Annotated in this window: 23 protein-coding genes and 1 pseudogene; 17 read left to right on the forward strand and 7 right to left on the reverse strand. The window is 54.2% G+C overall.

Features of this window, described 5'->3' with window-relative positions:
- Nucleotides 1-226: 226 nt before the first annotated feature.
- The gene (locus tag ACR0AL_RS20120) at nucleotides 227-1006 is read right to left on the reverse strand and encodes an MOSC domain-containing protein (protein WP_480664418.1); all 780 of its coding nucleotides are present in this window, start codon (nucleotides 1004-1006) and stop codon (nucleotides 227-229) included.
- 387 nt (nucleotides 1007-1393) lie between these two features.
- Here ACR0AL_RS20120 and ACR0AL_RS20125 point away from each other — a divergent pair, with 387 nt between their 5' ends.
- The 11 genes from ACR0AL_RS20125 (at nucleotide 1394) to ACR0AL_RS20175 (ending at nucleotide 12784) form a co-directional block, all read left to right on the forward strand.
- Nucleotides 1394-2713 carry an ABC transporter substrate-binding protein gene (locus ACR0AL_RS20125; RefSeq protein WP_170351994.1) on the forward strand — a complete coding sequence of 440 codons (1320 nt, stop codon included), beginning with the start codon at nucleotides 1394-1396 and terminating at the stop codon, nucleotides 2711-2713.
- 79 nt (nucleotides 2714-2792) lie between these two features.
- Nucleotides 2793-3740, forward strand: a complete 948-nt coding sequence (locus tag ACR0AL_RS20130; protein WP_480664420.1) for a carbohydrate ABC transporter permease — start codon at nucleotides 2793-2795, stop codon at nucleotides 3738-3740.
- On the forward strand, nucleotides 3737-4675 hold the full coding sequence (locus ACR0AL_RS20135) for a carbohydrate ABC transporter permease (protein WP_170351995.1): 939 nt from the start codon (nucleotides 3737-3739) through the stop codon (nucleotides 4673-4675). Before ACR0AL_RS20130 ends, ACR0AL_RS20135 begins: the two co-directional genes overlap by 4 nt.
- On the forward strand, nucleotides 4672-4860 hold the full coding sequence (locus ACR0AL_RS20140; protein ID WP_480664422.1) for a hypothetical protein: 189 nt from the start codon (nucleotides 4672-4674) through the stop codon (nucleotides 4858-4860). Before ACR0AL_RS20135 ends, ACR0AL_RS20140 begins: the two co-directional genes overlap by 4 nt.
- Nucleotides 4861-4862: 2 nt before the next feature.
- Entirely contained in the window at nucleotides 4863-5960 is a 1098-nt protein-coding gene (locus ACR0AL_RS20145; protein WP_170351996.1) for an ABC transporter ATP-binding protein, read from the forward strand.
- The gene (locus tag ACR0AL_RS20150) at nucleotides 5953-6945 is read left to right on the forward strand and encodes an ABC transporter ATP-binding protein (protein WP_480664424.1); all 993 of its coding nucleotides are present in this window, start codon (nucleotides 5953-5955) and stop codon (nucleotides 6943-6945) included. The genes ACR0AL_RS20145 and ACR0AL_RS20150 overlap by 8 nt, the downstream gene beginning before the upstream one ends.
- Before the next feature lie 11 nt (nucleotides 6946-6956).
- Nucleotides 6957-8579, forward strand: coding sequence for a dihydroxyacetone kinase subunit DhaK (locus tag ACR0AL_RS20155; protein ID WP_170351998.1), 1623 nt, complete (start codon nucleotides 6957-6959; stop codon nucleotides 8577-8579).
- A gap of 7 nt (nucleotides 8580-8586) precedes the next feature.
- Nucleotides 8587-9645 (forward strand): LacI family DNA-binding transcriptional regulator, encoded by a 1059-nt coding sequence (locus ACR0AL_RS20160; protein WP_170351999.1) that lies wholly within the window; start codon nucleotides 8587-8589, stop codon nucleotides 9643-9645.
- A 27-nt stretch (nucleotides 9646-9672) separates the two neighbouring features.
- Nucleotides 9673-10728 carry a sugar phosphate isomerase/epimerase family protein gene (locus ACR0AL_RS20165; protein WP_170352000.1) on the forward strand — a complete coding sequence of 352 codons (1056 nt, stop codon included), beginning with the start codon at nucleotides 9673-9675 and terminating at the stop codon, nucleotides 10726-10728.
- Nucleotides 10728-11882: a Gfo/Idh/MocA family protein gene (locus tag ACR0AL_RS20170; RefSeq protein ID WP_217360554.1), complete on the forward strand. Its 1155-nt coding sequence runs from the start codon at nucleotides 10728-10730 to the stop codon at nucleotides 11880-11882. Before ACR0AL_RS20165 ends, ACR0AL_RS20170 begins: the two co-directional genes overlap by 1 nt.
- 144 nt (nucleotides 11883-12026) lie before the next feature.
- Nucleotides 12027-12784 (forward strand): IS5 family transposase gene (locus ACR0AL_RS20175; RefSeq protein WP_170552435.1). Its coding sequence is split into 2 segments (ribosomal slippage): nucleotides 12027-12363 and nucleotides 12363-12784, totalling 759 coding nucleotides; the frame shifts between segments, so codons are not numbered across the junction.
- 81 nt (nucleotides 12785-12865) lie between these two features.
- On the opposite strand, the gene ACR0AL_RS20180 is transcribed toward ACR0AL_RS20175, so the two are convergent.
- A complete protein-coding gene (locus ACR0AL_RS20180) occupies nucleotides 12866-13750 on the reverse strand; it encodes an HAD-IIA family hydrolase (RefSeq protein ID WP_170352100.1) in 885 nt (294 codons plus the stop codon).
- Between the two features lie 268 nt (nucleotides 13751-14018).
- On the opposite strand from ACR0AL_RS20180, the gene ACR0AL_RS20185 reads away from it, so the two are divergent.
- Genes ACR0AL_RS20185 through ACR0AL_RS20210 form a run of 6 tightly spaced genes read left to right on the forward strand, consistent with a single transcriptional unit; the run spans nucleotide 14019 to nucleotide 19683 of the window.
- Nucleotides 14019-14795, forward strand: coding sequence for a DeoR/GlpR family DNA-binding transcription regulator (locus tag ACR0AL_RS20185; RefSeq protein WP_170637906.1), 777 nt, complete (start codon nucleotides 14019-14021; stop codon nucleotides 14793-14795).
- Nucleotides 14796-14797: 2 nt separating this feature from the next.
- Nucleotides 14798-15814: an ABC transporter ATP-binding protein gene (locus ACR0AL_RS20190; protein WP_170550624.1), complete on the forward strand. Its 1017-nt coding sequence runs from the start codon at nucleotides 14798-14800 to the stop codon at nucleotides 15812-15814.
- Nucleotides 15815-15870: 56 nt separating this feature from the next.
- Nucleotides 15871-17127: an ABC transporter substrate-binding protein gene (locus ACR0AL_RS20195; protein WP_480664427.1), complete on the forward strand. Its 1257-nt coding sequence runs from the start codon at nucleotides 15871-15873 to the stop codon at nucleotides 17125-17127.
- Nucleotides 17128-17186: 59 nt separating this feature from the next.
- Nucleotides 17187-18080 carry a carbohydrate ABC transporter permease gene (locus tag ACR0AL_RS20200; protein ID WP_170352102.1) on the forward strand — a complete coding sequence of 298 codons (894 nt, stop codon included), beginning with the start codon at nucleotides 17187-17189 and terminating at the stop codon, nucleotides 18078-18080.
- Nucleotides 18077-18886 (forward strand): carbohydrate ABC transporter permease, encoded by an 810-nt coding sequence (locus ACR0AL_RS20205; RefSeq protein ID WP_170352096.1) that lies wholly within the window; start codon nucleotides 18077-18079, stop codon nucleotides 18884-18886. The genes ACR0AL_RS20200 and ACR0AL_RS20205 overlap by 4 nt, the downstream gene beginning before the upstream one ends.
- Before the next feature lie 2 nt (nucleotides 18887-18888).
- The gene (locus ACR0AL_RS20210; RefSeq protein ID WP_170352095.1) at nucleotides 18889-19683 is read left to right on the forward strand and encodes a metallophosphoesterase; all 795 of its coding nucleotides are present in this window, start codon (nucleotides 18889-18891) and stop codon (nucleotides 19681-19683) included.
- A gap of 216 nt (nucleotides 19684-19899) precedes the next feature.
- Here the strand turns inward: ACR0AL_RS20210 and ACR0AL_RS20215 are convergent.
- The 5 genes and pseudogenes from ACR0AL_RS20215 to ACR0AL_RS20235 all read right to left on the reverse strand — a co-directional run.
- Nucleotides 19900-20004: pseudogene (locus tag ACR0AL_RS20215) on the reverse strand (IS5/IS1182 family transposase); the annotation flags it as partial.
- Nucleotides 20005-20104: 100 nt separating this feature from the next.
- The gene (locus tag ACR0AL_RS20220; protein WP_170352094.1) at nucleotides 20105-20557 is read right to left on the reverse strand and encodes an SRPBCC family protein; all 453 of its coding nucleotides are present in this window, start codon (nucleotides 20555-20557) and stop codon (nucleotides 20105-20107) included.
- 106 nt (nucleotides 20558-20663) lie between these two features.
- Nucleotides 20664-21476, reverse strand: a complete 813-nt coding sequence (locus ACR0AL_RS20225) for an XdhC family protein (RefSeq protein WP_170352093.1) — start codon at nucleotides 21474-21476, stop codon at nucleotides 20664-20666.
- Nucleotides 21477-21488: 12 nt separating this feature from the next.
- Nucleotides 21489-22676, reverse strand: coding sequence for a vWA domain-containing protein (locus tag ACR0AL_RS20230; protein ID WP_480664429.1), 1188 nt, complete (start codon nucleotides 22674-22676; stop codon nucleotides 21489-21491).
- Nucleotides 22676-23542 carry an AAA family ATPase gene (locus ACR0AL_RS20235; RefSeq protein ID WP_170551244.1) on the reverse strand — a complete coding sequence of 289 codons (867 nt, stop codon included), beginning with the start codon at nucleotides 23540-23542 and terminating at the stop codon, nucleotides 22676-22678. Before ACR0AL_RS20235 ends, ACR0AL_RS20230 begins: the two co-directional genes overlap by 1 nt.
- Nucleotides 23543-23546 lie beyond the last annotated feature (4 nt).

A 23546-nucleotide genomic window follows, 5' to 3' on the forward strand; every position in this document is an offset into this window, starting at 1 on the left:
ACCACCTGACTAAATATTTTAATGACTAAAATTATTTGAAACAGAAATCTTGTCAAGGCTCCGTCAAAGGAGTGCCTTCCAATCGTTTCTGGATCAGAACGCTCGAACTCGACGTCCTTCGATACCCCGGATAGCCAAAAGAAAGTCAGAGCAAGAGTTGAGTTTAATCGTCTGACCGAACATGGCTCAAACCTCTTAGAAAAGCCACTTTGGCAGGAGGCAAGGTTTAAGCGAGTATTTCCCCGGTTTGACCGACCGTTAGCGTTCCACCACTAACCACTTCGACATAGACGCCCATATCCATATGGCCCATCAATTTCCGAATAAGGTAGGGTACTTTTAAGTCGCGCTCGGCCGTTTTCGGATTCACTTCAGTTGCTGCACACCTTTTCGTACGTGAGAGTATCTTCAATTCTACATCGCCAAATCTTAAAACTGATCCAACTGCATCCAGCTCAGCAAACGAAGGTATTCCGTCTATCTCAATATTCGCTCGGAAGCGCGCCGGGTGAATTTCTGCGTTCAGTTGTTCGCTCAACTTTTTCACAGAGGCCAGATTCAAAACGGATATCGCGTTCATCATTTGCGGCGATACGACAGATACATCTGTAAACCTATGAGGAGTAGAAGAAACAAACTTTGGAAGCTCTGGATCTTTTAAATCGATCTCAGAAGAAAGGAATTCTGCCGCCTTCTCCCGATCTTGAGACTCTCGCATATCAAAGCGTCGTGTCTTTCCGTTCGCATTGATCTCAAGTGACTGGGATTCAATTTCAAAACCGGTCTGAATGCCTGCCAGTGCAGCCTCGTTCAACAAAACGACAAAACGATCTTTCGGCAGTGGCATTGGGTTCTGCATGTCGAAACCGGAGTTGTAGCGAGCAAATCCGAACAGGCGATCGCCCGGAATGCCCTCTCCTGCTCGCAGCGTCACAGTTCGCATAGGCTCGGAACTCAAGCCTTTTATGGGGTAGCGGTTCAATCGGACGATGGAGAGATTGCTCATACGTCAACACCTAACCAAAAAGAGTTATGCACGGTCCCGAGTTTTTCGCGCTGTTTGACGCTATCTCGAATTCTCAAAGGTATCGACCAAATAATCTGTGAACGCTTCAGATGCGGGTTCGCTGAACCTGTTGGCCGCATGACGGCTGCGCCCATTTAAGTCGATATGACCATTCAATACTTCGCTGCCAAAAATACATGCGCATCAAGTTCAAAGAACAATTTCTTTAGGAATCAATAGCTAAGAGACAAAATTTACGATCTCAGCTGGTCTCTTGAGGTACGAACCTCAAAAATATCTGGACTTGAGGTGCGTACCTCAAATAGCCTTGGATGTATGCCGCGATTCGCACATCCTCGATTGACGGCGCAAAAAAGGGAGGAATGGATGACTTACACAAAACTGGCCTCGGCCAGCGCAATAGTCTTTGCCGCTACTACTCTTTCTACCAAGGCAAATGCTGAAGATCTGACACTCTGTTGGGCTGCATGGGACCCGGCCAACGCGCTTGTTGAGCTATCAAAAGAATTCGAAGCAGAATCCGGCCACTCGATGAACTTCGAATTTGTTCCCTGGCCAAATTTTGCGGACCGGATGCTGAATGAACTGAACTCTGGGGGTAAGCTCTGCGACCTGCTGATTGGTGACAGCCAATGGATCGGCGGCGGCGCCGAAAACGGTCATTATGTCCAACTGAACGACTTTTTCGACGCTGAAGGCATCAGCATGGACGACTTCGCACCTGCCACAGTTTACGCTTATTCAACCTGGCCCAAGGGTACACCAAATTACTACGCGCTGCCTGCGATGGGTGACGCAAATGGCTGGTTCTATCGCAAGGATTGGTTCGAAAACCCTGAAATCCAAGCCGCATACAAAGAAGCAACTGGTCAGGATTTACGCGAGCCCGAGTCTCAAAAAGAACTATTGCAGATCGCGCAGTTCTTCCAAGGTCGTGAGATCGACGGCAAGACCGTCTATGGGGCAGCAATCTTTACCGAGCGCGGCTCGGAAGGGATCACCATGGGTGTGACCGGAGCACTGTATCCTTGGGGCTTCAAATACGAAAACACCCCGGGCTCATATGACATGGAAGGCGCCGTAAACTCACCGGAAGCGGTTGAGGCGCTGGAGTTCTATAAAGAATTCTACAAAACGGCGACACCTCCTGGATATACCAACTCCTACATGGGTGAGAGCTTGGATGCATTTAAGTCCGGTCAGGTCGCTATGGCTATGAACTGGTTTGCGTTCTTCCCTGGTCTATATGCCGATCCCAATACAGGCGGTGACAAGATCGACTTCTTCGTGAACCCACCACAAAATCAGCCAGGCTCGACACTCGGCGGACAAGGTATTTCTGTCGTCAGCTACTCTGACAAACAGGACGCCGCACTTGAGTACATTAAGTGGTTTGCACAGCCGGAAGTTCAGGCCAAATGGTGGGAACTTGGAGGCTATTCGGCACATAACTCGGTTCTGGAAGATCCTGGTTTCGTAGACAGCCAACCGTTTGCCGGTGACTTTCTGGAAGCAATGGCTGGAGTTCAGGATTTCTGGCAAGAGCCCGCCTATGCGGAACTGCTGCTGGCAATGCAGAAGCGCATCCACGACTACGTGGTTGCCGACCAAGGCACAGCTCAAGAAGCGCTAGATCTTCTGATCGAAGATTGGACGGAAGTCTTCGAAGACGAAGGCAAGCTGTAGTCTGGAGGCAGCTAGGAGCGGGTGCTATCCCGCTCCACCTTCACCCGTGTGTCCGAAACCAAAAAGAACTGGCAAAGAGATGTCTGACAGGACCGTAGATCGCGTTGCGCAGGCAACGCCCGAGCGAGTTGCGCGAAAAATCCGAGGGTTATCCGACCGCGCGATCGCCTGGATATTCATCTCACCAACGATTTTCTTATTGCTGGCGATCAACATCTTTCCGTTGATCTGGACCATCCAACTAAGCTTTACCAACTACAAGGCCAACCGGATCGGGCGTGAAGTCAAAGATGTCGGGCTCAGGAATTACGAGCGTATCCTGACAGACTCGGACACATGGCTGAATATGCAGGCGACGGCGCATTTCCTGTTCTGGACAATTTTTTTCCAGGTCCTGATCGGGTTTTCTCTGGCATGGTTGATCAACAAGAAATTTAAGGGCAACGATCTTTGGACCACGATTATCGTGCTGCCAATGATGCTGTCTCCTGCAGTCGTCGGGAACTTCTGGAAGTTCCTGTATCAACCTCAAATCGGCCTGTTTAACTACATCGTGTCCTGGTTTACCGGCAAGGACCCATCGAGCTTTGAAATGCTGGGATCGGTCACGTTGGCCCCGTGGGCAATCGTGATTGTCGACACCTGGATGTGGACCCCCTTCGTGATGCTGATCTGTCTGGCCGGTCTGCGCAGCATTCCCGACTACATCTACGAGGCAGCTGAGATCGACCGAGCCAGTAAGCTGCGGCAGTTCTTTACGATCACCATCCCGATGGTGTTGCCGTTCCTGATGCTGGCCGTGCTGTTTAGAGGGATCGAGAACTTCAAGATGTTCGACCTAGTGGTTCAGCTAACCGGTGGAGGGCCCGGTTCTGTTACGGAACTCACTTCAATCAATCTCAAGCGGGAGGCTTTTGAAAAGTGGCGTACGGGCTATGCCTCGGCCTATGCGATCATCCTTTTCGTCACCGTGTTCGGCCTTGCGTCGATCTACGTCAAAGCCCTGAACAAGGTGAAACAGAGATGAGTAATTTTTCCGTCACTGAACCTTCGAACCGGTCCAAGTGGATCGCAGGCTTCTTGGTTATTACTTACGCGCTGATCACGATGATCCCGCTGGTTTGGATTTTGCTAACTGGCTTCAAGTCTCCAGCCGATGCGATCAGCTACCCGCCCAAGGTTGTCTTTGACCCAACGCTTGAAGGCTACGTCAATCTCTTCACCACACGCACGCGGCAGACGCAGGAATTTCTGGAAGCGAACCCACCGCAGAACTGGGCCGATGAGATCGTGCGCCAATACGACATGGTGATTGTCGGACCATCCAAATTCGGTGAGCGCTTTATGAATTCAGTTATCATCGGATTCGGCTCGACGTTCTTGAGTATCTTTCTTGGCACGCTGGCCGCCTACGCGTTCAGCAGGTTCAAAGTCCCACTAAAGGACGACCTGCTGTTCTTCATCCTCAGTACAAGGATGATGCCCCCGGTCGCTGTTGCCATCCCAATCTTCCTGATGTTCAGAAACCTTGGGCTGAGCGACACGCATCTGGGAATGATCCTGCTGTATACGGGTGTGAATATTTCCCTGGCGGTCTGGTTGCTGAAGGGTTTCATCGACGAAATCCCAAGAGAGTACGAAGAGGCCGCCCTCATAGATGGCTACACGAGGTTTCAGGCATTCTACAAAGTGGTGCTGCCGCAAGCCGCGACCGGCATAGCCTCAACAGCAATCTTTTGCCTGATCTTCGCCTGGAATGAGTACGCGTTTGCCGTGCTGCTGACATCCGCGAACGCACAGACTGCACCACCGTTCATCCCGACCATTATCGGTATCGGCGGTCTGGACTGGCCTGCCGTGGCGGCCGGTGCAACGATCTTCCTCATCCCCGTCATGATTTTCACCATCCTGATGCGCAAACATTTGCTGCGTGGGATCACATTCGGAGCCGTGCGCAAATGAGCGACTTTCTAACCGGATTGATGCGGCTCCGCCGCGGCCCATGGGAGATGGTCGCAACCATCCTTATCGCACTGGGTGTCTTTATGCTGATGCAGCCCTTTGTCCTTTGGGCCTTCACCTACTCTTTCATCGTCACGCTGATCGGAACCGTCATGTTCATCATCGTCAGCCATTTCTCGGAGTAGAAATGGCCCAGATCGTAGTCAAAAACGTAAAGAAGATGTTCGGCGACTTCACGGCTGTCCGCGAAAGCTCGTTCACGATTGAGGATGGTGAGTTTTTCATGCTGCTCGGGCCATCTGGCTGCGGAAAGACGACGACACTGCGGATGATTGCAGGGTTGGAGCTTCCAACGTCGGGTGAAATCTATCTGGACGGTGAAGAGATCAGCCAGCGGCCGCCATCAGAACGGGACATTGCCTTCGTGTTCCAGATGTTCGCGCTGTATCCCCACATGAACGTGCGCAAGAATATCAGCTACCCCCTGATATCGCAGGGCATGCCGCGTGCTGCTGTCAAAGCCAAAGTAGAGGAAGTCGCGGGAATTCTGGGGATCAACGACATACTCGATAGCCCAGTGGGTGGACTTTCAGGTGGCGATAGACAGCGCGTAGCGCTGGGTCGCGCGATTGTTCGGGAGCCCAAGGCGTTCATGATGGACGAACCCCTTGGTGCCTTGGATGCTGAGTTTCGGGAACACATGGCCGAAGAGTTGCGTGCGCTTCATGATCGCATGGGGGCGACCACTGTGTACGTCACGCATGATCAGCTGGAAGCCATGCAAATGGGCGACAAGATCGTGGTGATGAATAATGCTGTGATCGAGCAATTTGGCACACCTCAGGAAATCTACGACAAACCGGCGACGATGTTTGTGGCGGATTTTATCGGGTCTCCTTCGATGAACTTCCTGCCGTTTCAGGGAAAGGTCGAACCCGGCTCGGAAACGGTTCGACTGAACGGCCATGACGAAGCCGTACCGAGATTGATGGAAGGGGCGGAAGGTGACTTGGTTTTTGGCGTTCGCCCCGAACATGTTTTTCTGTCGGATGCGAGCGAATACAGGGCCAAGGTTCTGGCCGCAGAATACCTTGGAACCACCCAGATCGTAACATTGCAAAGTCCGAACGGAGAACTGAAAGCCCGCATTGATGCACGCGAGGTCGTCAGTCCCGGTGAGACAGTGGGATTGGAGTTCCGCTCCCCCGCAGTAACTTTGTTTGAAAAATCTACCGGGCGCGCGTTGAGGTCCGCTCTGAACGACGAGGTACTAAGCAATGGCTGAAGTCGTTTTGGAGAACATCTCGAAGTCATTCGGCAACGTCACAGCGGTGGATGATATCTCAATGACGATCCCCAACGGTGCCTTTGTGGTGTTGTTGGGTCCGACTGGCGCGGGAAAAACAACAACACTGAGATTGATTTCAGGGCTTGAGAAACTGGACTCAGGAACAGTGCGCATCGCCGGGCGTGACGTTGGAATAGACACTCCCGCTCAGCGCGATGTAGCAATGGTCTTCCAGCAATACTCGCTGTACCCGCATATGACAGTGCGGGAAAACCTGTCTTTCCCTCTGCGGTCGCCGATCCTGAAAACACCAGAGGATGAGATCACGAGGAAGGTAAACGAAGTCGCTGAGATCCTCCAGATCCCGCACAAAATGGACAACAAAGCCACTGAATTGTCTGGCGGTGAAATGCAGCGCGTTTCAATTGGACGGGCGCTTGTGCGCGACCCCCAGATATATCTGATGGACGAACCGCTCAGCTCTCTGGACGCCAAGCTACGGGCGGATTTGCGGGTAGAACTGAAGAGAATTCAGGCAGATCTGGGATCGACTTTGCTGTACGTGACCCATGATCAGGTCGAAGCCATGACAATGGCGACACATATCGGGGTTTTGGAAAACGGCCGGTTGGTGCAGTACGGAACACCCCGGGACATTTATGAAAACCCGGGCAGTGTTTACGTAGCCAGCCGGTTGGGTCTGCCTCGGATCAACATCTTGCCGTCCGAGTTGTTCGGAGGCGATCACAAAGGCCCGCAGATTGGCCTGCGCCCGGAAAACATCATTGAAGGCGAAGGCAGTGAAGCGCGTGTGATACGCGCTGAACATCTTGGGGATCAAACGCGGTTGCACCTGGACTTAAACGGTCACCCGGTTGTGACCTTGATTGATGTCCATCAGGACTATCCATCTGGAAAATCTATAAAAATCCGCCCACACAACCCATTGTATTTTGACGCGTCCGGCGCGCGAGTGAATTAAGGAGCAAAAGCATGGCCCAGTTCCTCAACACAAAAGAAACCCTGGTGACAGAGGCCATTGATGGTCTTCTAGCCTCCTCCGGAGGGCAACTTACCCGATTGGACGGATACCCGCATATCAAGGTTGTCTACCGGTCGGATTGGGACAGGTCGAAAGTCGCCTTGGTTTCTGGTGGAGGGTCTGGCCACGAACCCGCCCATGCGGGCTTTGTTGGTGCTGGTATGCTTACGGCCGCGGTCTGCGGGGAAGTCTTTGCATCCCCATCAGTCGAAGCGGTTTTGGCGGGCATTCTTGCGGTCACGGGTGAAGCTGGGTGCCTGCTGATCGTCAAGAATTACACCGGTGACCGGCTGAACTTTGGACTAGCGGCTGAACGCGCCCGTGCATTGGGTCGCAAGGTAGAGATGGTCGTCGTTGATGATGACATCGCCCTGCCCGACCTTCCGCAACCACGTGGCGTGGCAGGTACGTTGTTCGTGCACAAAATAGCCGGAGCGCTTGCAGAAAGTGGTGCTGATCTGGACACCGTCACCGCCGCAGCAAGACGCACCATAGCCAAGGTCGTCAGCATCGGTATGAGCCTGGACACCTGTACCGTTCCGGGATCTCCGAAAGAAGACAGGATCGCCCCCGGAAAAGCAGAGCTTGGCTTGGGTATCCATGGCGAGCCCGGTGTACAGCAAGTCGAATTCTCAAATGCTGTATCGGCCATGTCCACAGTTGTGGAGAAGCTGAAACAACGGGTGGGGTCCGGGGGTTGTGTGGCGTTGGTCAACAACCTGGGTTCTACAACGCCGTTGGAAATGGCTGTCCTCACGCATGCCTTGTCCGAAACTGGTATTGCCCATCACATCATAGGCCCGGCCCCAATGATGACATCGCTGGATATGCATGGATTTTCTGTTTCCATTCTGACGGTAGATCAGGACGATTTATCGGCGCTTAAAGCGCCTGTTGACCTGGCGGCTTGGCCCGGCGTCAATTCTATCGACCCGATAAAAGTCGCACCTCTGCCTGATGGGCTGACTCCTATCGATCCAATTCCTTCGAACAATCCCGCCACAAGGGAAACGATCACCCGGTTGTCTGAACTGCTCATCAACGCAGAGAAGAACCTGAACGAGCTGGACGCGAAATCCGGAGATGGCGATACAGGAAGCACATTGGCGACGGCCGCAAGAGCATTGCAAGGTAGCCTTGACCGCATGCCGCTTGCTGATCTGACGCAACTGTTTCCGGCATTAGGAAATGAGTTAAGCCAGACAATGGGTGGTTCTTCTGGCGTGATACTCGCAATTTTCTTCAACGCAGCTGGTGATGCTTGTGCGAGCGGGGCTTCGGTATCGAAGTCTCTGGTCGAAGGCCTGAATCGCGTCAGCCAGGTTGGGGGTGCCAAGGTCGGTGACAGGACAATGATTGACGCCCTGGCACCAGCACTTGCCGCGCTGCCATCTGGTTTGACGCATGCAGCCAAAGCTGCCCGCGAAGGCGCGAACAACACCGCAAATATTCGTCGTGCGAAGGCGGGCCGCGCGGCCTATGTTCCCGAAGAAAACCTAGTTGGACATAACGATCCCGGCGCTGAAGCTGTTGCTTTGTTGTTTGAAGGCTTGGCACGGGAGATTGAGGGCTGAAGAACACGTGGAAGATCAAAAACAAAAAATAGAATTGGTGAAAAAGCCAACCGTTAATGACATCGCTCGCGTGGCGGGTGTCAGCCTGGCGACCGTTGATCGGGTCTTGAACAGGCGCCCCGGCGTGCGAGCAGTGACTGTACAGAAAGTACAGAAGGCGATTGATCAGCTGGGGTATGTGCGCGACACCGCCGCAGCCAACCTGGCGCGAAACCGCGTCTACAATTTCCTCTTTGTTTTACCAGACACGGACAACGAGTTTGTGGAGGCAATAAGCAGTCAGATCGCTGAACAAACACGTGACCAATTTATCCAACGGACGCGCGTTGCAGTAAAGAACGTTGCTCCGTTCGAGCCGCAAGATATCGTCAACATTTTAGATGCTGTCGACAGTTTGGACGTTGACGGAGTCGCCGTTTTCGGGCCCGAAACGCCTTCTGTCCGCGACGCTGTAAAAAGGCTCAGGGACAAAGGCGTTCCGGTTGTTGCCTTGGTGTCTGACTTGCCAAGTTCTGAGCGAGACCACTTTGTCGGAATTGATAACGTTTCGGCAGGACGAACCGCCGCTCAGCTGATGGGAAGATTTGTCCATCGTGAAGGCAAGGTCTTGGTTCTTACAGGATCCCGTTTGGCGCGTGACCATCTGGAGCGTCGTCAAGGCTTTGACCTTGTTGTGGCTGAGGAATTTCCGAACCTGGAAGTCGTAGCGTCTGTCGAGGGTCGGGATGACCCGGATCTGATTTACAGGATGATGCCCGAAATCTTTGAAATCTATCCGGATCTGGTCGGAATATACTCGTCAGCAGCGGGCAATGCGGGCCTGATTCAATTTCTTTCAGAGAACAAACTCAGCAAAGATCTGGTGATCATAGCTCATGAGCTTACTCCGCTCAGTCGTGAGGCGCTCAGGCTTGGCACATTTGACGCCTTAATCTCGCAAGATACCGGGCACATTGTTCGTTCTGCCGTCCGTCTATTACGCGCAACTTCGGACAAGGTTCCGTTCAACAAAGCACAGGAACGTATCCGTATCGATATCTATCTGAAGGAAAATTTACCGCCATAGAGGCTCAGGTTTTGGGGAGGAAATTTTATGAAAACAATCAAAGGTCCAGCATTGTTTCTTGCGCAATTCGCGGGGGACGAAGCGCCGTTCAATTCGTGGGACGCGATCACTAAATGGGCGGCTGACTGTGGATACAAGGGCGTTCAGGTTCCTAGTTGGGATGACCGGTTGTTCGACCTGGAACAAGCCGCATCCAGCGCCAGTTATTGCGATGACTTCAAAGGCAAAGCCAAGGAAAATGGCGTCGAAGTCACTGAACTTTCAACCCACCTTCAGGGCCAACTTGTGGCCGTTCACCCGGCCTATGACAGCGCGTTTGATGGTTTTGCAGCCGAAAGCGTCAGAGGAAACCCGAAAGCCCGGCAAGAATGGGCGGTAGACCAAGTTAAAAAAGCGCTATCTGCTTCGAAAAACTTGGGTATTACAGCGCATGCGACATTCTCAGGCGCATTGGCATGGCCCTATGTCTATCCTTGGCCGCAGCGCCCTGCTGGCTTGATCGAAACGGCATTCGAGGAGCTTGCTCGTCGTTGGGTGCCAATACTAGATCATGCCGAAGAATGCGGCGTTGACGTCTGTTACGAAATTCACCCAGGTGAGGACCTCCACGACGGCGTGACGTACGAGATGTTTCTTGAACGGACAGGCAATCACCCACGCGCTTGCATGTTGTACGACCCGTCGCACTACGTGCTGCAATGCCTCGACTATCTGGACAATATCGACATCTACAAAGATCGGATCCGGATGTTCCATGTCAAAGATGCCGAGTTTAACCCGACCGGCCGGCAGGGTGTTTATTCCGGGTATCAAAGCTGGGTCGATCGTGCCGGGCGCTTCCGGTCGCTTGGTGATGGCCAAGTGGATTTCGGGGCGGTCTTTTCAAAAATGGCGGCGAATGACTTTGATGGTTGGGCAGTTGTCGAATGGGAATGCTGCCTCAAACACCCCGAGGATGGAGCGCGTGAAGGCGCTAAGTTTGTGTCAGATCACATTATCCGTGTTACCGAGAAAGCCTTTGATGATTTCGCTGATGGTGGCGCAGACGAAGCAGCCAATCGTAAAATGCTGGGGATTGAATGATGGTCACAGGACGCAATGAAGAAACCTCGGGCCGCATTCGACTTGGCATGGTTGGCGGCGGGAACGACGCCTTCATAGGTGGCGTTCATCGAATAGCGGCGCGACTGGACGACAAGTTTGAATTGGTTGCCGGTGCTTTGTCTTCGACGCCAGAGAAATCTCTTGAAAGTGGTCGGGCGTTGGGGCTCGAACGGGTCTATGGAGATTTCAAACAAATGGCGATAAGGGAAGCCCGACTAAAATCCGGGATTGAGGCGGTCTCAATTGTCACGCCAAATCACGTTCACTATGCAGCCGCGCGCGAGTTCCTGAAACGCGGTATTCATGTAATTTGTGACAAGCCACTCACCTCGACCCTTGCCGATGCAAAAAAGCTGGTCAAAGCAGCGGAAAGCGCGAATGCCCTATTCATTCTGACCCATAACTATACGGGCTATCCAATGGTCCGGCAGGCACGTGAAATGGTCGCTAACGGAGATATCGGCAAGATCCGCGTGGTTCAGGTTGAATACCCCCAGGACTGGCTGACCGAGCAGCAGGATTTCAAACAGGCTGAGTGGCGAACCGATCCCGAACGCTCGGGCGCGGGTGGATCAACCGGTGACATCGGGACTCATGCTTACAACCTCGCTTGCTTTGTAACCGGGCTGAAGGCGGAAAGCTTGGCGGCGGACTTGCAGGCCTTTGTGCCGGGGCGCAAAGTCGATGACAACGCGCACGTTTTGCTTCGATTTGAAGGTGGAGCGCGCGGTATGCTGTGGTCGTCTCAGGTGGCTCCCGGCAATGAAAACGCACTTCGTTTGCGGGTCTACGGCGAAAAAGGTGGGCTGGAGTGGGCCCAGGAAGATCCCAATTATCTTTGGTTTACGCCATACAACGAACCCAAGCGTTTGATAACCCGAAATGGTGCTGGTGCTGGTGACGCAGCCAATCGGTTGAGTAGAGTTCCTCCGGGACATCCCGAGGGATATCTTGAGGGGTTCGCGAATATCTATGGAGAGGCCGCAGAGGCAATCCAAGCCTTCCGAAATGGGATTTCACCTGACGGGTCGGTTGTTTATCCAACGGTTCATGACGGACTCAATGGTGTTAAATTTGTGGCCGCATGCGTGCAAAGCTCTTCAAGGAATGCGGCTTGGGTCAGCTTAACTTAAAATCTGATTGTGGGCATAAGGCAGAAATCTTGGAAGGCAGCACGGCTATCTGCCAAAAACCGAAGCGCACCCAACCTCTAGGGTCAGGACCCATTGATTTCCGCTTGGCTGCGTGATTCACGGTTCGAAAATCGAGCGGTGACCATGTCTGATCTTTTCTGGCTGACGGATGCGCAGATGGCGCGTCTTGAGCCTTTCTTCCCCAAGTCCCACGGCAAACCACGCGTTGATGATCGACGTGTGTTGAGCGGCATTATCTTCATTAATCGTAATGGGTTGAGATGGCGCGATGCCCCTTCGGCGTATGGCCCACACAAGACGCTCTATAACCGTTGGAAGCGGTGGAGCGACAAAGGCATCTTCGCCCGGATGATGGCCGGTCTGGCTACCAAACACGGTGAAGAGAAGACCGTGATGATCGATGCCGCCTACCTGAAGGCCCACCGTACCGCGACCAGTTTGGGCGTCAAAAAAGGGGGCGTGGACGCCTGATCGGTCGCACCAAAGGCGGCATGAACACCAAGTTGCATGCCATCTGCGACAGCCGGGGACGCCCGCTCAACCTGTTCATCACCGCCGGTCAGGTCAGCGATTACGTTGGTGCGCGGGCACTGCTGAGCGGCCTGCCGGATGTCGATTGGCTGCTCGGGGATCGTGGCTATGATGCCGATTGGTTCCGGGAAGCGTTGAAAGACAAAGGGATGCGCGCCTGCATCCCTGGCCGGAAGCAGCGGAAGAAACCGGTTAAGTACGACAAGCGTCGTTACAAACGGCGCAACCGGATCGAGATCATGTTCGGCAGGTTGAAGGATTGGCGGCGTGTGGCAACCCGCTACGACAGGTGCCCGAAGGTCTTCCTGTCAGCAATCGTCCTCGCAGCACTCGTTATCTATTGGCTATGAGTCCTGACCCTAGTCAACGTTCGAACCAAGGCTAACCTTCGGTCTGATACTTCTCCAAAAGTGGGAGCATCACGATGTTTTCTATATGCGAAGTAGGCGCCAGCTCGGTGTCAAGCTGGATTGCTCGCAAAAAGTGCGAGTATCCAGCCCCGAAAACACTCCGTCTTGCGCGACTAGGACTGTACTCCAACCCCGTGCCGCTGCACCAAGGATATCGGTATGAAGAGTGTCACCGCACATCGCGATGCGTTCGGGCGGAACTCCTGGAAGTGTGGCTTCGACCATTTCAAATACTTCCGGAAATGGCTTGCCAAAGAACCTGATGTCTTGAAGGCCCTCATCTGCAAGCAAATGCCCGTAGTGACCGGGCTCCAGTGAGAACCCGAAGTCTCGTGGCGCTGCCAGATCAGCATTTGCGATCACCACTGGGCGCGGGTTGGCCAACAAGCTGTCGCAAAGCATGGATTGTTGAGATTGTCGCCAGATTTCGGTCGAGAGAAACAAGAAACCGTCAGCCCGGTCAAAGTCTGCCTGGTCTGCCTCAAGCCTGATCGTCTCGGATAAGATGTCCGTCAGGTCGTCAGACGGCGAGGCGATGCAGCCCCACAGACCGTCGTTCAAGTTTGCCAAGGCTGCGTCTCGGCTGGTTACAATCTCATCTGCATCAACCTGCATTCCGAGCTTCTGAAATTTTGCAGTCGCGCCCTGGTGATTATAGCTGGCAGCATTAGAAAGAATGCGAATCTGGTGTCCGCCCTTCCTGAGCTCTTTCAAACGAGCTGCCGCGCCGGGAATCGGAGTTTCCCCAACATTTAGAACGCCAAAAGCATCAAAAACAAAGGCGTCTACTTCGTTGCCAATATCCAGAAGTGACTCGATATCCAGAGTGGCTGCGGTGAATGTTGCTTTTGGGAGTCTGGGACGTATGGACTGATAACGCGAAAATATCGAGTTGGCGTCAAGCATGTGTCCAAATGTCCTTTTTTGATGGGCGTCCCCGACAGGTTTGACGCAATTCGGAATGTAACATCAACAAAATAAAATGGAAGAAAAAACAACATTTTTAGCAAGTCGCCACTAGCGGGTTTTGAAGCTTTGCGCGCAAATCTTTGAAAACTATAATTTTTCGACACTTGCGATCAAGTCACCCTTCAACGTTCCATGTGGTTTTGACTAAAAAATGTTGTTTTGTTGTTTTTTGGTGGTATGGTTTTGGCAACTTGAAGGGGGATAAATGGCGTCAAAGAAGATCAGACGGAGGGATTTTATCCAGCAGATCGTGCAAGAGCGTGGCGGTGTCAGTGTGGGGGCCTTAGCGGAAATGCTAGGGGTCTCGACGCAAACCATCCGCCGTGATCTGGACATTTTGTGCGACGGTGAAAACCTGCGACGCGCGCACGGGCGGATCGAGCTGGCTGAAAGCTGTTTGAATACCCCGTTTGATCAGAGAGCCGGAACGAACTTACGTGGCAAACGGTCGGTTTCCGAACTTGTTGCGAGCATGATTCCCAATGGGGCGAACGTGTTCCTTTCAATTGGGTCGACTCCGCTCGAAGTGGCTAAGGCACTGTCCGGCCACCAGGAGTTAACGGTCATCACGAACAACCTAAGTGCCGCGATGGCGCTGAGTAATGAAATCTCAAACCGTATCCTTTTGCCAGGAGGCGAGCTGCGCCTGCCCGATCGTGATTTTATCGGCGAAGAAGCAACCGACTTCTTTGACAGGTTTCGTGCCGAGTTCGCAATATTTGGCGTTGCCGGTGTGGCGCATGATGGTGGGTTGTTAGAATTTCATCCAGCTGAGGTTCGGGTGAGAATGAAAATGCAGCAGCACGCAGCCAAATCGATTCTCGTAATAGACAGCAGTAAATTTGGTCGCATTGCGCCAGCATTGGGCGGCAACATCTCGGATGTCGACGTTGTCGTGTGCGACCGTCCTCCGGGCCCTGAATTTTCCGATCTCGCAGACAGTTTGGGCGAAGCCATTACTTACTCACAAGGAGAGCGCTGAATATGGCAGAACCGTTTGTTCACGTCGACAATATTGCTAAGCGCTGGAATGGGCAGCTTGGCGTCGAGAATATTAATCTTTCGATCCCGCGTGGTTCGTTCGTAGCGCTGCTTGGCCCGTCGGGCTGCGGCAAGTCAACGACGCTGAGATTGCTGTCGGGACTAGAATTGCCGGATGAGGGGCGGATCGTCATTGACGGGCGTGACATCACTACTTCTGCCCCTGCAGAACGCAATCTGTCGATGGTGTTCCAGTCTTATGCATTGTTCCCGCATCTGAGTGTCGCGGAAAACGTTGTTTTTGGCCTCAAGGTGCGGAAAGTCGGTGCGGCGGAACGGCGCGAGAAACTGACCCGCGCGCTCGAGATCACTGGCTTGCTGGGCTATGAGCAGCGTAAGCCGGGGGAATTGTCGGGTGGTCAGCGCCAGCGTGTGGCGCTTGCACGTGCGATCGTGGCAAACCAGCCGCTGTGCCTGATGGATGAGCCGCTTTCGAACCTTGATGCCAAGCTGCGCGCCTCTGTGCGCAAGGACATCAAAAAACTTCAGGTCGATTTGGGCATCACCGTAGTTTACGTCACGCATGACCAAACCGAAGCGATGAGCATGGCCGACATGGTCGTGCTGATGAAAGACGGCCATATCCAGCAGACAGGTTCACCGGAAGAGCTTTACTACAAGCCTGCTAACACCTTTGTCGCCGAGTTTGTCGGTGCCCCGCCAATGGCGCTGATCAAGTCTGAAGGCGTGCCGGGATTTGAGCGCGCCACGACAATTGGACTTCGCGCCGAAGCGGTGAAGGTGGTGGAATCGGGCAAGGGCAGGCTGACTTGTAAAGTGTCGGAATGCGAATTCCTGGGTTCCGAGACCTTCATTGGCCTGTCACATCCTGCTGCCAATGGTCTGACCGTATCCATGCCCGGACTAAAACATATTCCGGCAGGAGAAGATCTGGAGATCAGCTTTGCCGATGAAGACCTGCATTTCTTTGACGACATGGGCAAGCGACTGGCCGGATAGGTCAAGCAACTAAACTTTGGAAAGACAAGAATAACTGTCATCACTGGGAGGAAAAAATGAACGTTATTAAGAAAATAAGTTTGGCTGCCGTCTCGGCCACTGCGCTGACATCGGCGGCGGCGGCTGAGACGGAACTAACAATGTATTATCCTATCGCGGTTGGCGGCGCGCTGACCGAGGTAGTGGATGGCATCGTTGCCGATTTTGAAGCCGCCAACCCTGACATCAAGGTCAACGCGATCTATTCAGGCAACTATGATGACACGCGCGTTCGTGCCTTGTCTGCACTTGCATCGGGTGAACCGGCTCAGCTGGCGGTGATGTTCTCAATCGATGCCTATGATCTGATCGAGCAGGATCTGATCGTGGCTTACGAAGATATCGACGGGGTTAACCCGGACTGGCTAAACAGCTTTTATCCTGCATTGATGGCCAATGGCCGGATCGAGGGTAAAACTTGGGGCATTCCGTTCCAGCGTTCAACTATCGTTGCCTACTACAACAAGGACCAGTTTCGTGCGGCAGGTCTTGACCCCGAGGCGCCGCCCAAGACCTGGGACGAGCTGATCAGCATGGGCAAGGCACTGACCAACGACGACACCTATGGCCTGATGATCCCATCGACAGGCTATCCCTATTGGATGTTCCAGGCGTTGGCGATCCAGAACGGCAAGGAGGTGATGTCCGATGACGGCCTGACCACCTATTTCGATGACGAAACCGTTGTCGATACGTTGGAATTCTGGCAGTCGCTGTCGCAGGAGCATGGCATCATGCCCACTGGCACCGTTGAATGGGGTACCCTGCGGCAGGCGTTCCTCGAAGGTCAGACCTCGATGATGTGGCATTCGACCGGCAACCTTACGGCTGTGAAGAACAACGCCAGTTTTGACTTTGGCGTCGCCGAGCTTCCGGCCAATGTGCGGCTGGGTTCGCCTACCGGCGGCGGCAACTTCTATGTTTTCAAGGAAACATCAGACGAAGAGCGCGCGGCGGCCATGAAGCTGATCGAATTCATGACCTCACCCGAGCAAGCGGCAGCGTGGTCCATCGCGACCGGCTATATGGGCGTGTCTCCGGCGGCGTATGAAACCGAGGCGCTGAAATCCTATACAGAAGAGTTCCCACCCGCTCTCGTTGCCCGAAACCAGCTGGAAAATGCGGTTGCCGAGTTCTCGACCTTTGAAACCGCACGCGTGCGTGAGGGTTTGAATAACGCAATTCAGGCGGCTTTGACCGGCGCAAAATCGGCTGAAGACGCGTTAGGAGAAGCCCAGACATCGGCTGTGCGCCTGCTGCGTGATTACCAGTAACCTCAACTCCCTGGCGTCGGGCAGAGATGCCCGACGCACCTAACCTTGAGGGTCGCTATATGGCAGAGCATGTGAATATCGAGCGTCGTCGACAGGCCATCTACGGTTGGATCCTGTTGTCTCCAGCGGCAATTCTGCTGACGACCTTTGCGTTTTATCCTTCGCTTGCGACCTTGTGGTCGAGCTTGTTCAGCCGAGAAACCAGAAGACGCCCCAGCGAATTTGTCGGCGGCGAGAACTATGCCGACCTGTTTGCCGATCCAACCTTTTGGAAAGTTGTCGTGAACAACTTGATCTATGCGGGCGCGACCATCCCTATTTCTATTGCAATTGCGCTTTCGATGGCGCTTTGGGCGAACTCCAAGATCCCGGCGCGCGGGTTTGTACGCACCGCCTATTTCACGCCCACGGTCTTGCCAATGATCGCAGCGGCTAACCTTTGGCTGTTTTTTTATACTCCCGGATTGGGTGTGCTCGACCAGATCGGCGGTCTGTTTGGCCTTCCCTCAATCAACTGGCTGGGGCAGCCTGAAACTGCCCTGTGGGCTGTAATTATCGTGACGATCTGGAAAGAGGCTGGGTTTTTCATGGTCTTCTATCTGGCGGCCTTGCAGACGATCCCCGAGGACCTCAAGGAAGCTGCCGACATTGAAGGCGCCAGCCGCTGGACCTATACGCGCAGGATTGTGCTGCCGTTGTTGATGCCGACGACGCTATTTATCATGGTCAATGCGTTGATCAACTCTGTGAAGTTGATCGATCATTTGTTCATCCTCACCAAGGGCGGGCCCAACGACGCCTCCAAGCTTATCCTTTATTACATCTGGGAAATGGCCTTTGCCTTCTTTGATGCGCCCCACGCAGCGGCAATGACCATCCTGGTGCTTGTCGTGCTTGGCGTAGTTGCCGGCGTCAAGTTCACCATTCTCGACAAGCGGACCCATTACCAGTGAGCGGATTTTCCAGACATATCGAATCCTTTGGCGCATTGTTGTTGGCCGTGATCTGGATTTCCCCGCTGGTCTTTGCCTTTTGGGCGGCTTTCCACAGCACCTCTGACGCGGTCAACTTTAACATCACGTCGCCATGGACGCTCGACAATTTCCGCACCGCTTGGGAGGGGGCGCCGTGGCTACGCTATTTCCTCAACACCTTCCTTTTAGTGACGGTGATCCTTATTGGTCAGTTCTTCGTCACGACGCTGGCAGGATTTGCCTTCGCCCAAGTCCAGTTTCCGGGTCGGGATTTCGTGTTCATCCTAGTGCTGATGCAACTTTTCATCCTGCCCGAAGTGTTGATCGTGGAAAACTATGCAATGGTTTCACGCCTCGGATTGTTTGACACGATTCTTGGCGTCGGAATGCCCTATATGGCCTCTGCCTTTGGCATTTTCCTAATGCGGCAGGCGTTTAAGGGCGTTCCTATAGAACTGCATGAGGCAGCGCGCGTCGAAGGCTGCGGCTGGTTCGGAATTCTTTGGCGAGTCTACGTGCCCTTGGCACGCCCGACATATCTTGCTTATGCGTTGGTGTCGGTATCGACCCACTGGAACAACTTCCTCTGGCCGCTCATCGTGACCAACTCGCCCGACACACGACCGCTGACGGTTGGCCTGTCGATCTTCGGCGCACCGGAAAATGGTGTGGATATAAGCGTCATTTCGGCGGCAACGATGATGTCCGTTGCGCCCTTGTTGATCGCGTTCCTCGTGTTCCAGCGTCAATTCGTTCAGGCCTTCCTGCGCGCGGGGATCAAATAGTCATGGCGACATTTCTTCATCTAAGTGACTTGCACGCGGTATCGCGCGGCGATTTGTGTTCAGGCGTGCTTGATACCCGCGCGATCCTGATTGGGGTCATCGACCGATTGATCGAAAGAGGCGAAGCTCTTGGCCCGCTCGACGCGGTTCTAGTCACTGGTGACGTTAGCGAAGATGGCAGCCCGGACAGTTACGATTTCGCGCGCGCACAACTGGAGCGGTTTGACCTGCCGATTTATGTTGTTCCTGGAAATCATGATGCGCGCAAGCCAATGCAAAAGGCATTTTCAGGTTTGGACATCATGCCGGTGGACGGGCTTATTGATTGGGCGGACACAGTGGGCGATACCCGTGTTATCGGGCTTGACACGCTGGTTGAAGGACAGGGCGGTGGCAGGCTGCGCGTGGAAAGTCTTAATTTTTTGGAGCGGGAGCTTTCTGGGTCTGACGGGCCGGTTGTCGTTATGTTGCATCACCCGCCATTTAGCACCGGAATTGATTTCATGAATGTTATCGGATTGGAAAACCATTCCGATCTGGCAGAAATTCTTGCAGTGCACTCCGGAGAGATCACGGTGTTGGCTGGGCACGTCCACGGCGTTCACATTGGCCGCGTTGGCGGTCACGTTGCCATTACAGCGCCGGGCCTTTGCAGCGGTTTTGCACTGGACCGACGCGCGGTGGCTCCGGTTGGGTTTTTTTCTGGACCTACGGGTTGCGCAGTTCTCGAGACCGGAAAGAGCGGTACATGGAGCGCTGTTTCGCTAGACACTGCCGAGGGACCGTTTTCATTCTAAAGCGGACTTCATGGCTCAGGAAACGAACGGCAAGTTTGTCCGCATTGCTGATATTCGCTGCAACTGCATTTTTCGTAATTGTGCACCTTCACGCAGTGCGAACAATGCAGCCAGCGCCTGATCAACAAAAAGTGCGTGCCAAGGTGTAACTTATCATCGCGGCCATGGCTTGGCACCCGCTGCCTCCCTCTCGGGACATTGTTACCGCAATGCCCTGCCGGGAAGTGGATGATGGGCGCGGATCACGGTGCTGTCGATCATTTGCAGATTGTGAGGAACGGCTTTGCTTTGGTTCAAAGTATCCATGATCGACTCCCATAGCAGGTCGGACAGGTAAAGACCTGAAAACACCGCTTCAGCGGATCAATAATTTTGCGCAAAACCGCTTGATTGGGAAGACCTCGTTACCGAAGTCCTGACCCTAACCGACGTTTTGCTCGGTGACGATTTCCCCAAACCTGTCAAAAAACTTGGCTGAAAGTTTTTTTGCAGTACCTGCAATCAACCGGCTGCCCAATTGCGCTATTTTTCCGCCGATTGTGACCTTGGCAGTATAGGATAAAACCGTTTCCTCGCCCTCCGTGCTAAGATTGACATCCGCACCCCCTTTGGCAAAGCCCGCAGCGCCACCTTTTCCTTCACCGGTCAGGGAAAACTCATCCGGAGCATTGGAGTTGTCCAACGTCACTTCGCCGCTGAACCGAGCCTTGACGGGGCCGATTTTGAGCACAACTTTGGCCTCCAAATGCTCGGGAGAATGCTGGATCAATTCCTCACAACCGGGAATGCACTCACGCAACACATCCGGATCATTTAGCGCTCGGTACACGACGTCACGCGGAGCAGAGATTCGGATTTCGTCATTTAGTTCCATTTGAGAGTCCTTTACTCAACAGCATCTTGGGAAAACGCGAAGTGCGGTCTCGGTCGCCTCTTCCGGGGTCTGTTCCGGCTTCACAGTCCGAAAGGACTGCAACCATTTACGCCATTTTTTCATCATGCGATGTCTCCTTGGAATTGTCTGAATTCCGCCAGAGGATGATCTCGGCGAGGATCGAAAGGGCGATTTCGTGCGGGTCGATTGCATGGATATCCAGACCGGCCGGTGACTTGAGTCGACTGGTCTGCTCGACGGTCATTCCCTGCACTTGCAACCTCTCGCACAACACCTTGGCCTTTCGGTGGCTCGCGACCATCGAAACGCGTCGTGCTGGTGATTCAAGCGCAGATTTCAGCGCTGCACCATCGCCCTTCCCCTGTGAGGCTACCACCGCGAAATCGCGTGGTTCAACCCCCAATGCGCTTAGGTCATTCGGATCAAACCCGATGAATTCCACCGAGCTTTCTGAACCTTCAGGCAAGCAAACACGCAACCCGGACAGCGCCGCGTGAGCGGCAAGCGCATGTGCAATCGGAGAGTCTCCAAATATGATCAGGCGCGGAGTGTGCTGATACGGCTCGATCAACAAGTCGACAGTTCCGCCCGAAGGACAACCGCTTTTGAAGGTCTCAACACCATCCGGATCTGTCATCGCCACTACCTTTTCCGAAGGTTTCACGCGGATCATTTTCGGAATTCCAACCGCAAGTGCCTCCTGCGCCGATGCGCGTACGACGCGCTGCACGCACGCTCCACCCAGGTGCCCAAAAATACACCCGTCCCGCGTAATCACGGCCTTGCCACCTGCCTTGGCCGAGGTTGCGTCGGCAGTTCGAAGGACAGTTGCCACGCAAAAGGCGTCACCCTTTTGACGCAACTCCTCAATCGTGTCGAAAATGTCGAAACCTGCCATAGCCGTGTCCTTTCACAGTTTTCGGAATTCGGGTTCCAACGCCGACAGCGCGTCGAGCGTGTTGGCCGGTAAGTGCGCATCCAGATACGGCTCCGCAGCCTGCATGGCAGCAGCAATGGGCTGATAGTCTTTCCATCCTTTAAGAGGATTCAGCCAGACGATCCGCCGCGCCTTGCGTCGAACCTGAGCCAGCGCTTCTCCCAAGGCTTCAGGTGACGAGCTGCAATAGCCGTCCGAGAGGATCAAAACGATCGTCCGCCCGTTCAATGCCCGGGCACCGTATCCGTTCAGAAACTTCTCAAGGCTTCCCGAGATGTCGGTACCACCGCCGAACCCTTCGGCCATGAGTGATAGCCGTCCAGCCGCGCGCAGTGTGTCGTGATCGCGCAGTGCATCAGTCACACGCATCAAACGCGTGTGGAACAAATAGGCGTCTGCCTCAGCTCCACTACCGATCAATCCTTTCAAAAAGGCCAAAAAGACCCGCGAATAGACAGCCATGGAACCGCTGACGTCACATAAGGCCACAATCCTCATTGGGCGTGATGGGCGAGCGCGGCGATACAGATCCATCGGCTCTCCTCCTCGTGCAAGGCTGGCGCGTTGAATCCGGCGCATGTCCAAAGCAGAGCCCCGCAGAGCTTGCTTTCGCCTACGCGAGCGGCGGTCGCGGATGGCGCGTGCGATGGCGGTCGCGACCTGTTCCGCCTGCCTCAGGGCGTCTTCATCCATCAGTTCGCGCAAATCCCGGCGCGACAGGTTGGCCGTACGGGTTGCGATTAGCTTCCCGTCTCTCCCCACGGCCTCCCCATCGCCGGTATCAGGTGCGGCGGCCTGATCCGTGCCAGTCTCGGATTCCTGACTATCCTGGCTCTCTTGCTGCCAGATCATCGGCTTTGCAGATTGAACCCGCACATGCGCGGTTTGGGCGGTTCCCGTGCGTTGCTTGCCAGTGTTGAACCAATAGGTTTCGAACAAATCATCGAACCGCCGCCAATCGTCGACGTCGCCAGCCAGCAACGCGCAAAGTGCCTGCTGGGCCTGTCTGACATCCGTCGCCTCAACCGCCGCCAGCGCACCCAATGCGTCCCCCGTTTCAGCCGGACCAACTCGCATCCCGTTCATACGCAAATGTTCGATGAAGCCGGACATGCGATCCGACAGACCAGATGCGCGAGAGGGGAAGCGGGTGACCTGCATCACGCCACCTTTCCGATCAGGCGATCCATCACTTCAGGCGGAGCTGCGTCATAGTCGGCTGCAGTTTTCAAAAGACAAACAAGGGTTGCCTGAACGTCTTTGCGGGACTGCGCCATGTCGTTGACGCCCAGCCCTGAAAGAGCGGCCGCCCAGTCCAGCATCTCGGCGATGCCGGGGGTCTTTTCCAAGTCCTCTTTGCGCAGCGCCTGCACAACGCTAATAATCTGGCGCGCCAACAGCCCTTCGACTGCGGGCATGCGAGCTTTCAGGATCGCCATTTCCGTTTCACGCGATGGGTAGTCGAGGAAACTATACAGGCACCGACGCCGCAGCGCGTCCGACAAGTCCCGAGTGCCATTCGCCGTCAGAATCACGATGGGCCGCGAACGCGCCTTGATGGTGCCGAGTTCAGGGATCGTGATCTGAAAGTCCGACAAAATTTCGAGCAGATAGGCCTCAAACTCCTCATCCGCCCTGTCGATTTCATCAATCAGCAGAACAGGTGGTTCTTCTTCGCTGATTGCTTCCAGCAAGGGTCGCTTTAGCAGATAATCATCGTTGAACAACTGCGCTTCGCTGGTGCCACCCTGTGCCTCGCTTGCGCGAATAGCCAGCAACTGGCGCTGGTAGTTCCACTCATAAATCGCATGGCTGGCATCGAGCCCTTCATAGCACTGCAACCGGATCAACCGCGCGGCGCGCTGTGCTGCCAACGCCTTGGCGACCTCGGTTTTACCGACCCCAGCCGGGCCTTCCAGCAGCAGTGGACGCCCAAGCGTCTGCGCCAGATGCAACGCCATAGCCAATCGGTCGTCGGCAACATAGCCCACCTCGGCGAGGCCTTGCTGTATGTCCTGCAAGCTCATGCCA

The organism is Ruegeria sp. BB1, from assembly GCF_056539465.1.

What these genes read in the sequence shown, in the direction of transcription:
- ACR0AL_RS20120 (WP_480664418.1), bottom strand. Translation starts at nt 1,006, where the DNA reads ATGAGCAATCTCTCCATCGTCCGATTGAACCGCTACCCCATAAAAGGC.
- ACR0AL_RS20125 (WP_170351994.1), top strand. Translation starts at nt 1,394, where the DNA reads ATGACTTACACAAAACTGGCCTCGGCCAGCGCAATAGTCTTTGCCGCT.
- ACR0AL_RS20130 (WP_480664420.1), top strand. Translation starts at nt 2,793, where the DNA reads ATGTCTGACAGGACCGTAGATCGCGTTGCGCAGGCAACGCCCGAGCGA.
- ACR0AL_RS20135 (WP_170351995.1), top strand. Translation starts at nt 3,737, where the DNA reads ATGAGTAATTTTTCCGTCACTGAACCTTCGAACCGGTCCAAGTGGATC.
- ACR0AL_RS20140 (WP_480664422.1), top strand. Translation starts at nt 4,672, where the DNA reads ATGAGCGACTTTCTAACCGGATTGATGCGGCTCCGCCGCGGCCCATGG.
- ACR0AL_RS20145 (WP_170351996.1), top strand. Translation starts at nt 4,863, where the DNA reads ATGGCCCAGATCGTAGTCAAAAACGTAAAGAAGATGTTCGGCGACTTC.
- ACR0AL_RS20150 (WP_480664424.1), top strand. Translation starts at nt 5,953, where the DNA reads ATGGCTGAAGTCGTTTTGGAGAACATCTCGAAGTCATTCGGCAACGTC.
- ACR0AL_RS20155 (WP_170351998.1), top strand. Translation starts at nt 6,957, where the DNA reads ATGGCCCAGTTCCTCAACACAAAAGAAACCCTGGTGACAGAGGCCATT.
- ACR0AL_RS20165 (WP_170352000.1), top strand. Translation starts at nt 9,673, where the DNA reads ATGAAAACAATCAAAGGTCCAGCATTGTTTCTTGCGCAATTCGCGGGG.
- ACR0AL_RS20170 (WP_217360554.1), top strand. Translation starts at nt 10,728, where the DNA reads ATGGTCACAGGACGCAATGAAGAAACCTCGGGCCGCATTCGACTTGGC.
- ACR0AL_RS20180 (WP_170352100.1), bottom strand. Translation starts at nt 13,750, where the DNA reads ATGCTTGACGCCAACTCGATATTTTCGCGTTATCAGTCCATACGTCCC.
- ACR0AL_RS20185 (WP_170637906.1), top strand. Translation starts at nt 14,019, where the DNA reads ATGGCGTCAAAGAAGATCAGACGGAGGGATTTTATCCAGCAGATCGTG.
- ACR0AL_RS20190 (WP_170550624.1), top strand. Translation starts at nt 14,798, where the DNA reads ATGGCAGAACCGTTTGTTCACGTCGACAATATTGCTAAGCGCTGGAAT.
- ACR0AL_RS20195 (WP_480664427.1), top strand. Translation starts at nt 15,871, where the DNA reads ATGAACGTTATTAAGAAAATAAGTTTGGCTGCCGTCTCGGCCACTGCG.
- ACR0AL_RS20200 (WP_170352102.1), top strand. Translation starts at nt 17,187, where the DNA reads ATGGCAGAGCATGTGAATATCGAGCGTCGTCGACAGGCCATCTACGGT.
- ACR0AL_RS20210 (WP_170352095.1), top strand. Translation starts at nt 18,889, where the DNA reads ATGGCGACATTTCTTCATCTAAGTGACTTGCACGCGGTATCGCGCGGC.
- ACR0AL_RS20220 (WP_170352094.1), bottom strand. Translation starts at nt 20,557, where the DNA reads ATGGAACTAAATGACGAAATCCGAATCTCTGCTCCGCGTGACGTCGTG.
- ACR0AL_RS20225 (WP_170352093.1), bottom strand. Translation starts at nt 21,476, where the DNA reads ATGGCAGGTTTCGACATTTTCGACACGATTGAGGAGTTGCGTCAAAAG.
- ACR0AL_RS20230 (WP_480664429.1), bottom strand. Translation starts at nt 22,676, where the DNA reads ATGCAGGTCACCCGCTTCCCCTCTCGCGCATCTGGTCTGTCGGATCGC.
- ACR0AL_RS20235 (WP_170551244.1), bottom strand. Translation starts at nt 23,542, where the DNA reads ATGAGCTTGCAGGACATACAGCAAGGCCTCGCCGAGGTGGGCTATGTT.